We start from the raw sequence: 17,307 nt of genomic DNA on the forward strand, positions 1-17,307 counted from the left end.
CTTTCGACGGACTCTGCCTCTGACCTGACGGTTGGGCCATTGCTGCTTCGATGGCATGTGCATGATCGGACGACTGGTGTCCTCGGCCGCTTGGTCCGGTTTACGCTAGAACAGTCCGATCGAGCGAGAGAAGGATGCAGGTCGATGCAGCATTACTGGTTGAGCGGTGGTGTCTACTGGTCCAACGCAGTCTTGTTGTTGCTTGTAGTCGTTGCCGCATCGTTCGTCACCTGGTGGGTGTTCTACAAATAGCAGCGCTCCGCCCGGGACAGGAGCCTGATCCCAGAGGACCTAGATAGTCGCTGCAACTGCTTCGTGCAAACATTCTCTGGCCTCCAACACCGAAGCACCAACGGGATCGATGATGACCTGGCCGTTCGACCAGTCGGTGAACGCCTGCGCTTCGGAGTCGATCGAGGTGATAGATGCTGAGGCCCCATCGGGATCGCGACGCAGAGTCACGAGGCTGTTGGTCGCTTCCGGCTGATTCGTACCTACTCCCCAGATTCCCTCGCGGAGCACGCCGTCGGCGCTAGCGAACTGCATGGCGACGACGAAGTAGCGCTCGTAGTTCTTCGACGCTCCTCGGGCGAACGAGTTCTCGACCGCCACGGCGACGGTGAAGTTGACGGGGTCGTTTGTCGAACGACTCGCGATCATCTCACTGAGTCCCGGATCGACTGGTGAACATGCGCTCGTCTGATCGTCGCGATAGCCGACCACGAGAGAAACGGCGAGTGCTGCCACTGCTGCCACCGCACACAAGCTCGTCAACCACACCCGGATCGTCTGCCTACTCATACTCGAGCTGACCCAGAACACGCCGTCGCACAGCGACTTGTTGCCGCCAACTACTCATCGACCAATACTCGCATGTCCAGCCGGGTGCACACTCGTCCGAACAACTCGCAGTCATCGCGCCATCCTCACCGACCACCTGTATGGCTAGCAGACGCCGACCCTGAAGCTATGAATATGCATTCACAGCGATGAAACTTGCTGCAGCCCAGCCTCTTTGCTAAACTCGAACATACATTCGAAGGGGGCGAATTGTGGACAGCTCAGGCATTGCAGCGTTCGCGGTAGCAGTTCGAGAAATCAATCCAGACGTTTCCAACGTCGAGCGCATCGACCAGATCAGTGCACTCGAGGGCTTGAAATCAGCGGTATGCGCCGCCCAGGCGGTGATCAGTATCGATTTCGAGAACGCGGTGCGCGACGAACGTAGACGTCGCGGCGTTCCCAACGAACGATTGTCCAAGGGGGTTTCTGCGCAGATTGCGTTGGCTCGCAGGGAATCCCCGAATCGTGGAGGTCATCTGCTCGGCCAAGCCCGGATGCTGGTCGATGACATGCCAAACGCGCTGGAACTGCTACGAACGGGCGTCCTGAACGAATGGCGCACATCGTTGATAATCAAAGAGATCATCTGCCTCGACCGAGAGGACCGTCGCTACATCGACGAGCAACTGTGCGCCGACCCTGAAACGCTACGTGGACTGGGAGACAAGAGAGTTCGTGGCAAAGCCTATGCCTTGGCCGTCGAGCGAGACTGCGCTGCCATAGTGGAACGCGCCAAGAAGGCACCAGGTCAGCGTGCAGTCACCTCGCGGCCCGCACCGGATTCGATGGCATACCTGACCGCCTTGTTGCCGATGAAAGACGCAGTGGCGGTACACGCCACGCTCAGTCGAGACGCCGACACCATCATCTGCACCCACGATGTCGTCGAACGCAGCAAGAACCAGATCATGGCCGACCTCCTCGTCGAAAGGTGCACCGGCGCGGCCACAGCGACAACCGTGCCCGTGGGAGTCGTCATCGTGATCTCCGACGAAGCGTTGTTGGCGGGAGGACACGAGCCGGCACACGCGCACGGGTACGGCCCGATCCCGGCGGCACTGGCCCGTGACGTCGTAGCGGACGCGATCGAGAACGACGCTGCGGTGACGCTACGCAGGCTGTACAGCAAACCCAGCTCTGGTTCCGTCACCGCCATGGAGTCGACCGCGCGGGCTTTCCCGAAATCCCTGGCCACCTTGATCGATCTCCGAGACCGATGGTGCCGAACGCCGTACTGCAACGCCCCGATTCGACACCACGACCACATCACCCCACATCACGCAGGCGGTGCGACGAGCGAACACAACGGCGCCGGCCTGTGCGAAGCCTGCAACTACACCAAGGAGACGCCCGGATGGTCCGCACGCACCGACGGCACACCAGGACAGCTGCACTCCTTCGAACTGCTGACCCCGACCGGTCATCGATATCGCTCCACCGCCGATCCGACGCCGAGGCCGCTCGATGTGGAACGTAGAGCTAGCTGACAGGCCGCTGCAGGGCCGCCATGAACATGGCGTCCGTGCCGTGCCGGTGCGGCCACAATTGCACCGAAGGTCCATCACCGACGCCGGGAACCTCAGGCACCAGAGTCCGGGTGTCGAGCTCGAGGGCACCGTACCGACGAATTGCGTCCGCAATGACGGCCACGGTTTCCGAAAGATGCGGCGAGCACGTCGAATACACGACGACACCACCCGGCCGAACGAGCTTCAACGCCGACGCAAGAAGCTCCCTCTGCAGGGAGACGAGGGCGGCGACGTCCTTCGCCTCCCGGCGCCAACGGGCCTCGGGACGTCGCCGAAGGGCACCGAGTCCGGTGCACGGCGCATCGACGAGAACACGGTCGTATCCGCCGTCGAGCCCGGTGTCACGGCCGTCGACGACGTGCACGGTGACCGGCAAGGACTTGGTCGTCTTGCGAACGAGCTCTGCACGATGCGGGGTCGGTTCGACAGCGTCTACATGTGCGCCGTCGATTTCGGCGATTGCACCGAGCAATGCAGCTTTTCCGCCTGGCCCTGCACACAGATCCAACCAGCGGCCGCTGTCAGGTCCATCCAGGGGCGCAAGCGTCAGTGCGCGTGCGACAAGTTGACTTCCCTCGTCCTGCACTCCCGCCAGACCGTCACGCACCGCGTCCAGCTTCCCCGGGTCACCACCGTCGAGATACACCGCATACGGCGAGTATCGCCCCTCCTCACCGCCGGTGACGAGTGCCAACTCCTCGGCCGAAATCTCGCCGGGGCGGGCGACCAGATGCACTGCGGGCCTGGTGTCGTCAGCTTCGAGAACATCGGCGAGTTCGGCTGCATCGGCACCGAGAGCGTCCGCGAAGGCCTGCGCAATCCACTTGGGATGTGCGTGTTCGAATGCGAGATGTCCGACCGGATCCTTGGCCGCGTCCGGAGCGAGTTCGTCCACCCACTGACCAGCGGTCTTCTCGGACACTCGCCTGAGTACGGCATTGACGAAACCGGCTTTGCCGCTGCCGAATTCAGCGCGCGTCAGATCGACGGACGTTGCTACCGCCGCGTGCGGAGCGACCCTCGTGCGAAGCAACTGATAGGCACCCAGACGCAGAATGTCGAGCAGTCCCCCGTCGATCTCGGAAATCGCTCGACCCGAACCGCTTTCGATCACCGCGTCGAGGAGGCCACGTGCACGCGACGCACCGTACGCAAGCTCGGTAGCCAGCGCGGCATCGCGAGTGTCCAGCTTGCGGTCGCGCAGCAGCCCAGGGAGTACCAGGTTCGCGTACGCGTCGCGCTCACGGACAGCCTTCAATACATCGCGGGCAGCCAACCTGGCCTTGTCGACGGGCGGCGCGGACGATGGACCGTTGCCGCGTTCGGGGCGGTTACCCTTCGCACTCCGAGATGCCGGCCGCTTGTTCACAGGGCTACCGCCGTTTCGGTCAGACGGGCACCACGTGCCCAGTCGAGTGCGTTCATCAATTTCTTGCCCTGTGGCTGGATGTCACCGAGCGACACGGCGTTGGTCGCCGTTCCCACGAACACACCGTCTTTTCTGACCACGATGCGGCCGGGTTCGAGTACCACGTCGGAGTGCGCCACCGGCGCAACCTTCAGCCGAATGTCGCCGATCGTCGTCCATGCACCAGGTGCTGGGGTCACCGAGCGAACATGCCGATCGACTGCGGCAGCAGAGGAAGACCAATCGATTCGAGCCGAGTCCACGGTCACTTTGTGCGCATAGGACACGCCATCCTCGGATTGAGCGATGGCCGACGCTTCTCCCGATTCAATTGCATCCAGTGTGGCGGTCAGCAGCTCAGCGCCGCTGACGGCGAGCCGGGCGAGAAGATCCCCGGCAGTATCAGTGGGCTTGATGGACTCTGTGACCACCCCCAGGACCGGACCGGTGTCCATGCCTTGCTCGAGCAGAAACGTGGACGCACCGGTGACGTCGTCCCCTGCGGCGATGGCAGCCTGCACCGGTGCCGCACCGCGCCAGGCAGGCAGGAGGGAGAAGTGGAGATTGATCCATCCGAACTTCGGGATGTTCAGCACCGGACGCGGCAGCAACGCACCGTACGCGACTACCGGGCAGACGTCTGGGGCGAGCTCGGTGAGTGCTTCGAGGAACTGCGGGTCGGACGGTCGGTCAGGGGTCAGTACCGGAATGCCGTGCTCATCCGCGAGGATGCCGACGGGTGAGCGACTGACTCGTCGCCCACGCCCTGCAGCTGCGTCGGGACGCGTGACCACGGCGACCACTTCGTGCCTATCCGACTCGATCAGTCGCTTCAGCGACGGAACTGCCGGGTCAGGCGTACCTGCGAACACAACTCGCACCAGTGGACTCCCACGAATAAGTAGAACGGATTATCACGAACCACCTATTCTAAGGATCCTCGGTCGGTCGAGTCCGAGTCGGGCCGATCCTCCTCCGCCAGGATCCGATACAGGCGTCGCCGAGCGTCCGTCAGTACCTCACTCGCCGCTTTCACCTGGTCTGTCGTTCCCACTGCGGCAACCTGCCCAGCCGCGCCCATCAACAGACCGATCAGCCCGCGAAGGTCCATGGCATCACCGCCGACACTGCTGCGAACGTCGTCCCAGGGCGACCCGAGATCTGCGCGGTGTTCGTCGACGAACTTCCGACCTGCCTCGGTCAGACGAGCAGTCTTGCGACCCTCCACCTTCTCGATGAGGACCAGACCCTCGTCTTCGAGCTGCGACAGAGCGGGATAGATGGAGCCCGGACTCGGCTTCCATGCACCGTCACTCTTGGACACGATTTGCTGGATGAGCTCGTAGCCATGCATCGGCGACTCGTCGAGCAGGAGCAGAACGGCCGCCCGTACGTCTCCCCGACGGCCACGCCCTCCTCTTCCTCTGCCGCGCCCGAGACTGCCACCTACTCCAAATCCCCCCGGCCCTCCGTGACCGCCGTGCCTGCCGCGTCGATGTGGGTGAGGCTGCTCGCCTCCTGCCCAGGGCCACCGTTGTGCTTCGTAAAAGTTATCCATGTCCGTCTCCTTCATAGTTGCTTGGACATATTGACGATATATCGACAATGCATCTTTGACAAGCCTGCGTCGTCGGCCGGCAGCCAGCTACGCCGCTACGTCAGCCGATTCTGATCGGGTCGATCTGCACCCGGACTGCTTCGGTGTTCTTCTTCGCGCTGCTCGCAGCCTGCGAGTCGGCCAACGCTCGAGCCAGGGCGCCGCCGTCCCGACGAGGTACTCGGAGCAGAATTCGCTGCACGTCTCCCGGAATCCTGTCCTCACCGCCACCCGCAGGCAGCCGCTGTCCCTCGGGAAGCTCGACCGGCCCAAGGATCTCGGTGTCCTCCGGCAGCGCAGTGTTATCGACCAGAGCCGTGATTGCGGCAGTCGTTCCATCGATGGCTGCGACGTGGACGGCGGGCGGAAATCTGACCTCGACTCGTTCGTCGAGCTGGCTGCGTGCATGGCCGACCGGGTCCCACCGCACAAGCGCCTGAACCGTCGGGATCTCCGATTCGGCCACGACGACGACTCGCCCACCGTCCGCACCCGACCGAACGAGCGCGCCCGCGGTCATCCATCGTCGCAGCGTCTCCTCGGCAGCGCGCAAATCCGCGCGGCCGAGCAACGCCCAACCGTCCAGAAGCAGTGCCGCGCCGTAACCGCCAGGAGTCCTCGGTTCCGCACCCACCGTGGAAATCACCAGCGACGGACCGGGCGCCACCGAGTCCAGAACCGACGCACCACCCGAAGTGTGCACCGGCACACCAGGAAACGCGCGGCCCAGTTCTTCTGCAGTGCGGTGCGCACCGATCACGACGGCGCGAAGCGTCCGCGAACCGCAGACGGTGCACTTGTGGTTCGTGTCCGCTATTCCACACCATCGACACGTGGGGCTACCTGCCCCGTCGGCGCCCGGAGCCGACGGTAGCGACAGAGGCCCGTTGCATCGTCGGCATCGCGCCGGATTGCGACACTTGCCGCATGCCAGCGACGGAACGTACCCGCCGCGAGGAACCTGGACGAGAACGCCAAGGCCGTCCTTCAGCGCCGCACGAGCCGCTTCGAATGCGATTGCAGGTAATCGGGCGGCGCGTGCACCTGGATCCCGAGCCAACGCGTGATCGCTGTCCGCCAAGGCCACGATATGAGGTTGACGTGCACGCACCGTCTCTCTGGGCGCGAGAAGGTCGTGTGCCCAACCGGCGTCGACGAGAGCCTCGGCTTCTGCGGTTCGGGCGTGCCCGGCGAGCACGACCGCACACCCGGTTCCATGCGCACGCAGAAGCGCAACCTCGCGGGCATGTGGATACGGCGACCGTGGCTCGGCATATCCGTCGTCACCGTCGTCCCACAACACCATCAGCCCCAGGTTCTGCACCGGTGCGAACACCGAACTTCGGGTACCGACAACGATCGAAACCTCACGGCGCAACGCCGCGAGCCACCGACGGTAGCGTTTCGCAGGGCCGAGGCCAGCCGACAACGCGACCACCGAATCCGCTCCCACCACCGACTCGCACGCAGCCGTCATCCGGTCGAGATCACGTTGATCGGGAACGACTACGACCGCACTGCGTCCGGAACTTGCCGTGACTGCAGCGATCTCGGCGATGCGGCGAGGCCAGTCCTCACCGGGGAGCGCCTGCCACACCGCGCGGGGACTTCGATTGGCGCGAACAGCATCGACGAACGCGCCGCCGTGGGTGTACCGATCCCACCCGGTGACGTCTGTGGGCGCGGTGATGGTGGGCAGCTCCGCAACAGGTTCTGATTCCACCTTCGCGTGCCGCGGTGGCACCGCCAATCTCAGGACATCGGCTCTGGTACCCGCGTACCGATGCGCCACCGCGGACACCAACTCGGTGATCTCGGGGGTCAGCACCCGTTCCGATGACACGACACGGTCGAGAAAGCCGAGTTTGCCAGTGTGGTCACTGGTCGCCGCACGCTCGAGAATGTAGCCGTCGACGAGCCTGCCGGCGAACCGAATGCGAACGCGAACACCAGGTTTCGCATCGGAGTCGAACTGCGCGGGAACGAGGTAGTCGAACTCGCGGTCGAGGTGCGGGAGAGGCAAAAGCGGCAGCACCCGAGCAATGGGAAGCTCGGGTGCTGCCGCTGAAGTTACCCCGCTCAGGCGAGTCCCGCGGCCGCGCGAAGCTTGTCGGCCCGGTCGGTCGACTCCCATGGCAGATCGATATCCGTACGACCGAAGTGGCCGTACGCAGCGGTTTGCGCGTAGATCGGACGAAGCAGATCGAGGTCGCGGATGATCGCGCCCGGACGTAGATCGAAGACCTCGGAAATGGCAGCTTGGATACGCGCCGGGTCGGTCTTCTCGGTGCCGAACGTCTCCACGAACAGCCCGACGGGAGCTGCCTTGCCGATTGCGTAGGCAACCTGCACTTCGATGCGGTCCGCAAGGCCAGCAGCGACGGCATTCTTGGCGACCCAGCGCATCGCGTACGCGGCGCTACGGTCGACCTTCGACGGATCCTTGCCCGAGAACGCTCCGCCACCATGGCGCGCCATGCCCCCGTAGGTGTCGACGATGATCTTGCGGCCTGTCAGTCCCGCGTCGCCCATGGGTCCGCCGAGGACGAACTTGCCGGTGGGATTGACAAGAAGTCGAACGTTCGACGTGTCCAGAGTGGGTACGTCGAGCTCGGCGAGGACCGCTCCGAGCACCTTTTCACGGATGTCGGGGGTCAGCAGGTTGTCGAGGTCGATGTCGGCTGCATGCTGTGTGGACACCACGACGGTGTCGAGACGAACTGCCCTGTCGCCGTCGTATTCGATGGTCACCTGGGTCTTGCCGTCCGGACGTAGGTACGGCAGCACACCGCTCTTGCGAACCTCGGTGAGTCGACGCGCCAACCGATGCGCCAGAGCAATCGGCAGCGGCATCAGCTCGGGGGTGTCGGTGTTGGCGTAGCCGAACATCAGTCCTTGGTCGCCTGCACCCTGACGGTCGATCTCGTCGTCGGACAGACCCTCGACTCTCGCTTCGTGGGAATTGTCGACGCCCTGAGCGATCTCAGGCGACTGCGCGCCGATTGCGACGTTGACCCCACACGAATTGCCGTCGAATCCCTTGGCCGACGAGTCGTACCCGATTTCGAGGACCTTCTCGCGGACGATCTTGGGGATGTCCGCCCATGCAGTCGTATTGACCTCGCCCGCGACATGGACCTGCCCGGTAGTGACCAAGGTCTCGACGGCGACTCGTGACCGGGGGTCGTCGGCGAGCAGTGCATCGAGAATCGAGTCGCTGATCGCGTCACAGATCTTGTCTGGGTGACCCTCTGTCACCGATTCACTGGTGAAGAGCCGACTGCCGGGCTTGCTCACGGATTTCCTCTCGACGTGTGTCATCGCATTCGTTTCGGCCAAGTTGTTGGGGACGCGCGGCGCATATAGACACTAGTCGTGCGCACAGCGCGTGTGCACCTTTGAAATCACCGCTGATTCGAAGCCGACTCGAAGACAGCGACCACCGCATCGAGTACTCGACCAGCGAGCAAAGCTTTGGATCCCTCGCCCAGTGCGGCCTCGGAACCGTCGGAGCCCAGAAGCCAACCGTCGTTGTGGTCGACCTCGAAGGCCTTGCCGTCGCCGACTGCGTTCACCACGAGGAGATCACAGCCCTTCCTCGCGAGCTTTGCACGCGCGTAGGTGAGCACATCGCCGTGTTCGTCACCGGTCTCGGCTGCGAAACCGACTATGACAGTCGATGATTCGATCTCTCCGGCCGTCCGCGCATCGACGAGACCCGCAAGAATGTCGTCGTTTCGTACCAGCGGGATCGAGTCCGGCTCGTTCGCACCCTTCTTGATCTTGCTTCCTGCGATTGTTGCCGGGCGAAAATCGGCCACGGCAGCGGCCATGACGATCGCGTCGGCATCCGGAGCGAACTTACGAACCACCGTCTGCATCTGCTGCGCGGTCTTTACACGGACCACGTCGACGGCTGCCGGATCGGCGAGTTCGGTCGTGAAGCCTGCAATCAGCGTCACGTCGGCGCCGCGCTGCGCCGCGACCCGAGCGAGCGCATACCCCTGTTTGCCCGAACTTCTGTTGCCGAGGAACCGAACAGGATCCAGGGGTTCGCGGGTTCCACCTGCGGTGATGACGAGCTTGCGCCCGACCAGATCCCGAGGCAGTGCATCGGCGCGTTCAGCGAGGAGCATCGCGAGACCGTAGATCTCGTCGGGCTCAGGTAGACGCCCGGCACCGGTGTCGCGGCCCGTCAACCGTCCCGACGCAGGCTCGAGCACAGTGACCCCGCGGCTGCGCAACGTTTCGACGTTGGCGACCGTCGCAGGGTGCTCCCACATTTCGGTGTGCATCGCCGGAGCGAGCAGCACCGGGCAGCGAGCGGTGAGCAGTGTGGCAGCGAGCAGGTCGTCTGCCCGGCCACCAGCAAGGCGAGCCATCAGGTCCGCAGTCGCGGGCGCAACGACGAGGAGGTCCGCTTCTTTGCCCAGACGGACGTGCGGCACCTCCGGCACGTCGGAGAAAACACCCGTGTGAACCGGGCTTCCGGACAGCGCCTCGAAGGTTGCCCGGCCCACGAACTCCAGAGCGGACTGGGTGGGCACGACGCGAACGTGATGACCGTTCTCGGTGAAGCTACGGATGAGGGAACAACTCTTGTAGGCGGCAATACCGCCGCCCACTCCGACGACTACGCGCAACGGCTCTAGTCCTTACCGATTCTCATTCGCCTTCGGTGTGCTCGAGCAGGTCTTCGTGGATCTCGCGCAGCGCGATCGACAGCGGCTTCTCCTGGAGGCCGGGCTCGACGAGCGGTCCGACGTACTCGAGGATGCCGTCACCGAGCTGGTTGTAGTAATCGTTGATCTGGCGCGCACGCTTGGCTGCGTAGATCACCAGCGCGTACTTCGACGACGTCCGAGCGAGGAGCTCGTCGATCGGTGGGTTGGTGATACCGAGCGGCGTGTCGTAAGCCGGGAGTGCGCTGTGCGCGTCGAAGTCGGAACCGGCCACTGAAGTGCTGCTCACTGTTGATCTCCTGAAATTGCATCGTTGGTGCTGCGAAAACGCTGTTCGGCGACTATTCGGGACGTCACAAAAGCCGGAATCAACCGACCGACGACCTACCGACCAACAAGGATACCAACTCTTCGCACGAATGGTCGACATCGGTATTGACAATGACCGTGTCGAACTCTTCCTGCGCTGCCAACTCGACCTTCGCGGTCTCGAGTCTGCGCTCGGTCACGGCACCTTCCTCGGTGGCCCGGGAGGTCAATCGGTGGACCAGATCGTCCCACGTCGGCGGCGCCATGAACACGAGCGTCGCCTCCGGCTTGGAGATGCGGACCGCACGCGCACCGGCAAGATCGAGCTCGAGCAGTACCGGCTTGCCCTCGTTCAATGCCTTTTCGACGGGAGCAGCCGGGGTACCGGAGCGGTGCAGACCGCTGTGCACACTCGCCCACTCCAACAATTCGTCCGCTTCGATCATCCGGTCGAACTCCTCCGACGTGACGAAGTGGTAGTCCTCACCGTCTATTTCGCCCGGCCGCGGTGCGCGCGTGGTGACGGACACGCTGAACCACAGTTCGGGCAGCACCCGCCGGAGGACTCGAACGACGCTGGACTTACCGACACCGGAAGGACCTGCCAAGACAATCAGTCTGCCCCTCCCGTGCGGTGACGGGTCGTGTGTCATCTCAGGCTTCGAAATCGAATTTGGTCAACAGAGCTTTGCGTTGTCGGTCGCCGAGGCCGCGCAGACGCCGAGACGACGCGATTTCCAGCTCCGTCATCAGCTCCTGGGCCTTGACCTTGCCGACCTTCGGCAGAGCCTCCAGCAGCGCCGACACCTTCATCTTGCCGATGATCTCGTCGGTCTCGGCGTCCGCGAGCACCTGCTTGAGATCAGTGCCGCCTCGTTTGAGACGCTCCTTGAGCTCGGCCCTGACCTTGCGGGCAGCAGCCGCCTTCTCGAGAGCGGCAGCACGCTGCTCTGGGGTCAACTGGGGAAGCGCCACGTTTCCTCCGTATCGTTCGTCGGTGAACAATGCACTCATCGGTTGTGGTGCACGTCGCTGCTGAAAGACCAGCGGTTACCAGCAACTACAGCGACGGTACCGACGCATCGGCCCGACCGCGAACCCACCCCCGTGGCCGGGGGCAGATCAGCGATCATCTATGGCAGCGCTGCTTCGATCTCGTCCCGGAGGGTCCTGGCCGCATCCTGAAGCGCTCCGACCGAGGGACCGGCGCGGAGAACACCTCGAGAAGAATTGGGCAGCAGCAACTTCAGTGAGCCATCGAAAATCTGAGCCAGATCCTCGACACTGGCGCCCTGCGCTCCGAGTCCAGGAGCGAGGATCGGTCCGGTGAAACCCGACAGATCCAGACCGTGATCGCGGGTCGCGCCGACAACCAAGCCAACAGTTGCCGAACCGTTCGAATTGACCGCGGCCCCCGCGTCGACGATCGATTGACCGACGGTGCGACCGGTCGTGATCGCCTGCTGTAGCGAAGCCCCCTCGGGGTTGGAGGTGCGGGCCAGGACGAACACTCCCCTACCGCCCGCCTCGGCCAGCGCGATCGTCTCGTTCAGCGAATCGAAGCCCAGGTACGGCGAGACCGTCACGGCGTCCGAGGACAATGAAGAGTCCGCACCGAGCCACGACTGCGCGTACGCGCTCATGGTGCTGCCGATATCGCCGCGTTTCGCATCGGCGATCACGAGCGTTCCGGCGTCGCGCAGCACCGAGATGGTCCGTTCGAGCACGGCGTACCCGGGGCTGCCGTAAGCCTCGAAGAATGCGACCTGAGGCTTGACCACCGCAATCTCGCCCACGAACGCTTCCACACAGATCTCGGCGAACTTCTCGAGCCCGTCGGCGTTGCTCGGCAGACCCCACTGTTCGAGCAACGCAGGATGCGGATCGATCCCCACGCACAGACGCCCACGAGCGGACGTCGCCGCGCGGAGCCGATCCAGCCATCCCTGCGCACTCATGCCTGTCCCACTCCTGCCGTGAGTACCGCATGCAGATCCTGCAACGACCGCACACCGATGTCTCCGGCAATGCCGGCCTCGATACCCTGCACTGCCGCCGATGCGCCCTGCACGGTCGTGATGCACGGAATGTTCTGCGCGACGGCTGCGCTGCGGATCTCGTACCCGTCGACGCGCGGTCCGGAATTACCGTACGGCGTGTTGATCACCATCGCGATATCTCCGGCAAGGATCCGGTCGACGATGGTGACGGCACCTTCGGGCACCTCTTCTCCGGACTGCTTGTAAACCTGCTCGCACGTGATTCCGTTTCGCCGCAGCACCTCGGCGGTGCCCTCGGTGGCCAGGATCGTGAAACCGAGGTCCGCGAGCCGCTTGACCGGGAAGATCAGCGAACGCTTGTCCTTGTTCGCGACGGACACGAACACGGCACCCGACGCGGGCAGCGAGCCGTAGGCCGCCGTCTGACTCTTTGCGAATGCAGTACCGAAGTCGGCGTCGATACCCATGACCTCGCCCGTCGACTTCATTTCCGGACTCAGCAACGTGTCCACTCCGGTACCGTCCGCACGTCGGAACCTGTTGAACGGCAACACAGCTTCCTTGACGGCGATCGGAGCGCCGAGCGGCGTCGTGCCGCCGTCTCCCTCGGCGGGGAGCATTCCGCTCGCGCGTAGGTCGGCGATCGACTCGCCCAACATGACGCGGGCGCAGGCTTTCGCCAACTGCACTGCCGTTGCCTTGGACACGAACGGGACCGTGCGGCTCGCCCTCGGGTTCGCCTCGAGCACGTACAGGATGTCGTCCTTGAGCGCGTATTGAACGTTGAGCAGACCCTTGACGCCGATACCCTTTGCCAGCAGCTCCGTCGAGCGACGGACGTTCTCGATGTCGGAGCGGCCCAACGTGATCGGCGGAAGCGCGCATGCCGAGTCACCGGAGTGAATCCCGGCCTCTTCGATGTGCTCCATGACGCCACCCAGGTAGACCTCGGTACCGTCGCACAGAGCATCGACATCGATTTCGACGGCGTCTTCGAGGAACCTGTCGACGAGCACCGGACGGTCGTCCGAGATCTCGGTTGCGCGCGAGATGTAGTCCGCGAGCGATGCCTCGTCGTACACGATCTCCATTCCGCGTCCGCCGAGAACGTAGGACGGACGGACCAGCACGGGGTAGCCGATGCCGCCTGCGATCTCGCGAGCGCCGTCGAACGTCGTCGCCGTACCGAACTTCGGTGCCGGCAATCCGGCTTCGGTGAGAACCCGCCCGAACTCCCCGCGATCTTCCGCGAGATCGATCGCCTCCGGACTGGTACCGACGATCGGCACACCCGCGGCCTTCAATCGCTTGGCGAGGCCGAGCGGGGTCTGGCCACCGAGCTGGACGATGACGCCGGCCACCGTGCCGGACGCCGATTCCGCCCGGTACACCTCGAGCACGTCCTCGAACGTCAACGGTTCGAAGTAGAGGCGGTCCGCGGTGTCGTAATCGGTCGAGACGGTCTCGGGGTTGCAGTTGATCATGACGGTCTCGTAGCCGGCCTCCGACAACGTCTGTGCCGCATGGACGCAGGAGTAGTCGAACTCGATGCCCTGACCGATTCGGTTCGGGCCGGAACCGAGGATGAGGACCTTGTCCCGCTCACGCTGCTCGGCGACCTCGGACTCGGCTGTGGGGTCCAGCTCGTACGTGCCGTAGTGGTACGGGGTCTTCGCCTCGAACTCGGCAGCGCAGGTGTCGACCGTCTTGTAGACCGGATGCACTCCGAGCTGATCACGCAGTGCGCGCACGCCGTCCTCGCCGCCCAGTTCCGGTCGCAGCGCAGCGATCTGGCGATCCGACAAGCCGTGATACTTCGCTTGACGCAACAGAGCTTCGTCGAAGTCGGTCGCCGCGCGGAGTTCGTTGCCGAGTTCATGGATCTGCTGAAACTGGTCGAGAAACCACGGGTCGATCTTGGTGGCGTCGAACAGCTGCTCCAAAGTCGCCCCGAGTGCGAATGCCTTCTCGATCCCATACATGCGACCGTCCTGCGGGACGCTGAGATCCTCGAGCAACGCGTCGAGACTTTCTGCCTCCACCTCGGGGCCGGTCCAGTAACCCGCGCGCTTGGTCTCCAGCGAACGCATCACCTTGCCGAACGCCTCGGTGAAGTTGCGGCCGATGGACATCGCCTCACCGACGGACTTCATCGTCGTGGTCAGGGTGCCGTCGGCGCCGGGGAACTTCTCGAACGCGAAGCGCGGTGCTTTGACGACTACGTAGTCCAGAGTCGGCTCGAAGCAGGCCGGGGTTTCCTTGGTGATGTCGTTGACGATCTCGTCCAAGGTGTATCCGATGGCGAGCTTGGCGGCCATCTTCGCGATCGGGTAACCGGTCGCCTTGGACGCCAACGCCGAGGACCGCGACACCCGCGGGTTCATCTCGATGACGACGAGTCGACCGTCGGCCGGATCCATCGCGAACTGGATGTTGCAGCCACCGGTGTCGACACCGACCTCACGGAGGATGTCGATCGAGAGGTCACGCATCTTCTGATATTCGCGGTCGGTGAGCGTCATCGCCGGCGCGACGGTCACCGAGTCACCGGTATGCACACCGACAGGGTCCACGTTTTCGATGGAACAGACGATGACCACGTTGTCGCGGCCGTCACGCATGAGCTCGAGCTCGTATTCCTTCCAACCGAGGATCGACTCCTCGATCAGGACGTTTGCCGTCGGCGATGCCGATAAGCCGCCACCGGCGATGCGGGTCAGGTCGGCGTCGTTGTAGGCCAGCCCCGAGCCGAGCCCGCCCATCGTGAACGACGGCCGAACCACGACGGGGAACCCGAGTTCGGCAACCGTCGCGCGAACCTCGTCCATCGTGTAGCAGACAGCCGATTTGGCCGACTCTCCACCGACCTTCGCGACGATGTCCTTGAACTTCTGCCGATCCTCACCGCGCTGAATGGCGTCGAAGTCGGCGCCGATCAGCTCGACGTCGTACTTCTCCAGAATCCCCTGCTCATGCAGTGCGACAGCAGCATTGAGCGCAGTCTGACCACCGAGCGTGGCCAGAACAGCATCGACGGGATTACCTTGCAGCGCCTCGCGGGCGAAGATCTTCTCGATGAAGTCGGCGGTGATCGGCTCGACGTACGTGGCGTCGGCGAACTCCGGATCCGTCATGATGGTCGCCGGATTCGAGTTCACGAGGCTCACCCGCAAGCCCTCCTCACGCAACACCCGGCAAGCCTGGGTTCCGGAGTAGTCGAACTCACAGGCCTGTCCGATGACGATCGGTCCTGAGCCGATGACCAGGACGTGTCCCAGATCTGTACGGCGTGGCATTACTTGTCAACTCCCTCGAGCACTGATGTGAACCGATCGAAGAGGTACGCGGCGTCGTGTGGACCGGCCGCGGCCTCGGGGTGGTACTGAACGGAGAAGGCACGGCCGTCGAGAAGTTCGACGCCCTCGACGGTGCCGTCGTTCGCGCATGTGTGGCTGATTCGGGCGCGTCCGAAATCGGTGTCGAACTCTTCACCGGCTTCGCCTTCGAGCGCGAATCCGTGATTCTGCGCGGTGATGGCAATACGTCCGGTGGTGTGCTCGATCACCGGGATGTTCATGCCTCGGTGTCCGAACTTCATCTTGTAGGTCGAACGTCCGAGCGCACGACCGAGGATCTGATTGCCGAAGCAGATACCGAACAGCGGCAGTTTCCGTTCCAGTACCTCGCGGGTCAAGGCGACATTCGCATCCGCAGTCGCCGGGTCCCCGGGGCCGTTGGACAGGAAGACTCCGTCGGGATTCAGGTCGAGGATCTGCTCGACGCTGGTGGCGGAGGGGACGACATGGACGCGGATACCGCGCTCGGCGAACATACGTGGGGTGTTCGTCTTGATCCCGAGATCGACTGCGACAACGGTGAAACGGGCCGTATCGGCCGGCTCGATGGTGTAGCCGACAGCGGTCGTGACCTCGCCGGCCAGATCGGCGCCGAGCATCGACGGCTGGCCGAGCACCTGCTCGAGCATCTCGCCCTCGGTGCCGAGGGAGTCACCGGAGAACACCCCGGCACGCATGGAGCCGCGGGTGCGGAGGTGTCGAACCAACGCGCGCGTGTCGATACCTGCAATTCCGACGACGTTTTGAGCTTCGAGCTGATCCTGGAGCGATCCCGTTGCTCGCCAACTCGACGTGCGCCGCGCGGGATCGCGTACGACGTAACCTGCAACCCAGATCTTGTTGGGATCCTGCGCGCTGGAGGCTTCGCCATCCTCTTGATTCCAGCCGGTGTTGCCGATCTGAGGCGCCGTGGCGACGACGATCTGACGGTGGTAGCTGGGGTCGGTGAGAGTCTCCTGGTAGCCGGTCATCCCGGTGCAGAACACGGCTTCTCCGAGCGTCCGGCCCTGGGCTCCGAAGGTAGTGCCGCGAAATATCCGGCCGTCCTCCAGAACAAGAACTGCGCTGCTCACGCGGTTGTCTCCTTCGAGTCGTTCGTATGTGTGTCCGGGTCTACCCACTCGGGGTAGACGAGCTTGTCATCTGCTCGAAATCCTGTGTCGATCTCGGTTCCGGACGGGAGAACCCAGCGGATCACGAGCAGTCCGTCCTTACTCATGACTTTGCCTGCCAGCCCTCGCTCGGTTCGGATCGCGCGCACCGACGTCTGCGGAATCCAGATGGTGGACTCGCCCGTGCGCGTGAGCAGAATGCCTGCGGTGTACCGCGACAGTTCCGCGGTCGCGCGGTGTCCGATGTCACCGACGGCGATTCGGTCCTGCCAGCTCGGCGCGATCGTGCTGCCGACGTAGAGCCCGGTCGAGACCTCGATGAGCGTCTCGCCGAGGTCGGCGGGCACCTCCGGGAAGGAGCCGATGGATTCGGCCTGACGCTTCTGACGCCCGCGCCAACCCCAGAAGATGAGGCCGATCATGGCGATCCAGAAGACGATGAAGCCGATGACGATGAGAATTCTGTCCACC

Annotated in this window: 15 protein-coding genes; 1 reads left to right on the forward strand and 14 read right to left on the reverse strand. The window is 63.8% G+C overall.

Annotated features, from left to right (window positions below; translation table 11 throughout):
* Positions 1–291: 291 nt before the first annotated feature.
* Complete coding sequence (locus tag WDS16_RS10090) at positions 292–756, reverse strand: hypothetical protein (RefSeq protein ID WP_338892448.1); 465 nt, start codon at positions 754–756, stop codon at positions 292–294.
* Positions 757–1,052: 296 nt separating this feature from the next.
* Here WDS16_RS10090 and WDS16_RS10095 point away from each other — a divergent pair, with 296 nt between their 5' ends.
* Positions 1,053–2,330: an HNH endonuclease gene (locus WDS16_RS10095; RefSeq protein ID WP_338892449.1), complete on the forward strand. Its 1,278-nt coding sequence runs from the start codon at positions 1,053–1,055 to the stop codon at positions 2,328–2,330.
* Here the strand turns inward: WDS16_RS10095 and WDS16_RS10100 are convergent.
* From WDS16_RS10100 to WDS16_RS10160, 13 genes are all read right to left on the reverse strand, one after another.
* Entirely contained in the window at positions 2,323–3,783 is a 1,461-nt protein-coding gene (locus WDS16_RS10100; protein ID WP_422395824.1) for an RsmB/NOP family class I SAM-dependent RNA methyltransferase, read from the reverse strand. The two genes, WDS16_RS10095 and WDS16_RS10100, sit on opposite strands and share 8 nt — an antisense overlap.
* Positions 3,738–4,661, reverse strand: coding sequence for a methionyl-tRNA formyltransferase (gene fmt / locus WDS16_RS10105; protein ID WP_338892453.1), 924 nt, complete (start codon positions 4,659–4,661; stop codon positions 3,738–3,740). Before fmt ends, WDS16_RS10100 begins: the two co-directional genes overlap by 46 nt.
* 44 nt (positions 4,662–4,705) lie before the next feature.
* Positions 4,706–5,338 carry a PadR family transcriptional regulator gene (locus WDS16_RS10110; protein WP_338892454.1) on the reverse strand — a complete coding sequence of 211 codons (633 nt, stop codon included), beginning with the start codon at positions 5,336–5,338 and terminating at the stop codon, positions 4,706–4,708.
* 100 nt (positions 5,339–5,438) lie between these two features.
* Positions 5,439–7,511 (reverse strand): primosomal protein N', encoded by a 2,073-nt coding sequence (locus tag WDS16_RS10115; RefSeq protein ID WP_338892456.1) that lies wholly within the window; start codon positions 7,509–7,511, stop codon positions 5,439–5,441.
* Positions 7,457–8,674 (reverse strand): methionine adenosyltransferase, encoded by a 1,218-nt coding sequence (gene metK, locus WDS16_RS10120; protein WP_338892458.1) that lies wholly within the window; start codon positions 8,672–8,674, stop codon positions 7,457–7,459. Before metK ends, WDS16_RS10115 begins: the two co-directional genes overlap by 55 nt.
* 107 nt (positions 8,675–8,781) lie before the next feature.
* Positions 8,782–10,020, reverse strand: a complete 1,239-nt coding sequence (gene coaBC / locus WDS16_RS10125; protein ID WP_338892459.1) for a bifunctional phosphopantothenoylcysteine decarboxylase/phosphopantothenate--cysteine ligase CoaBC — start codon at positions 10,018–10,020, stop codon at positions 8,782–8,784.
* A 22-nt stretch (positions 10,021–10,042) separates the two neighbouring features.
* A complete protein-coding gene (gene rpoZ / locus WDS16_RS10130; RefSeq protein WP_068376118.1) occupies positions 10,043–10,348 on the reverse strand; it encodes a DNA-directed RNA polymerase subunit omega in 306 nt (101 codons plus the stop codon).
* A 79-nt stretch (positions 10,349–10,427) separates the two neighbouring features.
* Positions 10,428–11,021: a guanylate kinase gene (gene gmk, locus WDS16_RS10135; RefSeq protein ID WP_338892461.1), complete on the reverse strand. Its 594-nt coding sequence runs from the start codon at positions 11,019–11,021 to the stop codon at positions 10,428–10,430.
* A gap of 1 nt (position 11,022) precedes the next feature.
* Positions 11,023–11,343 carry an integration host factor, actinobacterial type gene (mihF, locus tag WDS16_RS10140; protein WP_068376129.1) on the reverse strand — a complete coding sequence of 107 codons (321 nt, stop codon included), beginning with the start codon at positions 11,341–11,343 and terminating at the stop codon, positions 11,023–11,025.
* A 158-nt stretch (positions 11,344–11,501) separates the two neighbouring features.
* The gene (gene pyrF, locus WDS16_RS10145; protein ID WP_338892462.1) at positions 11,502–12,326 is read right to left on the reverse strand and encodes an orotidine-5'-phosphate decarboxylase; all 825 of its coding nucleotides are present in this window, start codon (positions 12,324–12,326) and stop codon (positions 11,502–11,504) included.
* Complete coding sequence (gene carB, locus WDS16_RS10150; RefSeq protein ID WP_338892463.1) at positions 12,323–15,664, reverse strand: carbamoyl-phosphate synthase large subunit; 3,342 nt, start codon at positions 15,662–15,664, stop codon at positions 12,323–12,325. Before carB ends, pyrF begins: the two co-directional genes overlap by 4 nt.
* Complete coding sequence (gene carA, locus WDS16_RS10155; RefSeq protein WP_338892465.1) at positions 15,664–16,797, reverse strand: glutamine-hydrolyzing carbamoyl-phosphate synthase small subunit; 1,134 nt, start codon at positions 16,795–16,797, stop codon at positions 15,664–15,666. The genes carB and carA overlap by 1 nt, the downstream gene beginning before the upstream one ends.
* The gene (locus WDS16_RS10160) at positions 16,794–17,306 is read right to left on the reverse strand and encodes a transporter (RefSeq protein ID WP_338892466.1); all 513 of its coding nucleotides are present in this window, start codon (positions 17,304–17,306) and stop codon (positions 16,794–16,796) included. Before WDS16_RS10160 ends, carA begins: the two co-directional genes overlap by 4 nt.
* Position 17,307 lies beyond the last annotated feature (1 nt).

The organism is Rhodococcus sovatensis (genome assembly GCF_037327425.1).
Taxonomy (GTDB): domain Bacteria; phylum Actinomycetota; class Actinomycetes; order Mycobacteriales; family Mycobacteriaceae; genus Rhodococcoides; species Rhodococcoides sovatense.

Excerpts from the sequence above, each read along its gene's own strand:
- WDS16_RS10110 (WP_338892454.1), bottom strand. The coding sequence starts at position 5,338 with ATGGATAACTTTTACGAAGCACAACGGTGGCCCTGGGCAGGAGGCGAG.
- WDS16_RS10115 (WP_338892456.1), bottom strand. The coding sequence starts at position 7,511 with ATGGGAGTCGACCGACCGGGCCGACAAGCTTCGCGCGGCCGCGGGACT.
- gmk (WP_338892461.1), bottom strand. The coding sequence starts at position 11,021 with ATGACACACGACCCGTCACCGCACGGGAGGGGCAGACTGATTGTCTTG.
- pyrF (WP_338892462.1), bottom strand. The coding sequence starts at position 12,326 with ATGAGTGCGCAGGGATGGCTGGATCGGCTCCGCGCGGCGACGTCCGCT.
- carB (WP_338892463.1), bottom strand. The coding sequence starts at position 15,664 with ATGCCACGCCGTACAGATCTGGGACACGTCCTGGTCATCGGCTCAGGA.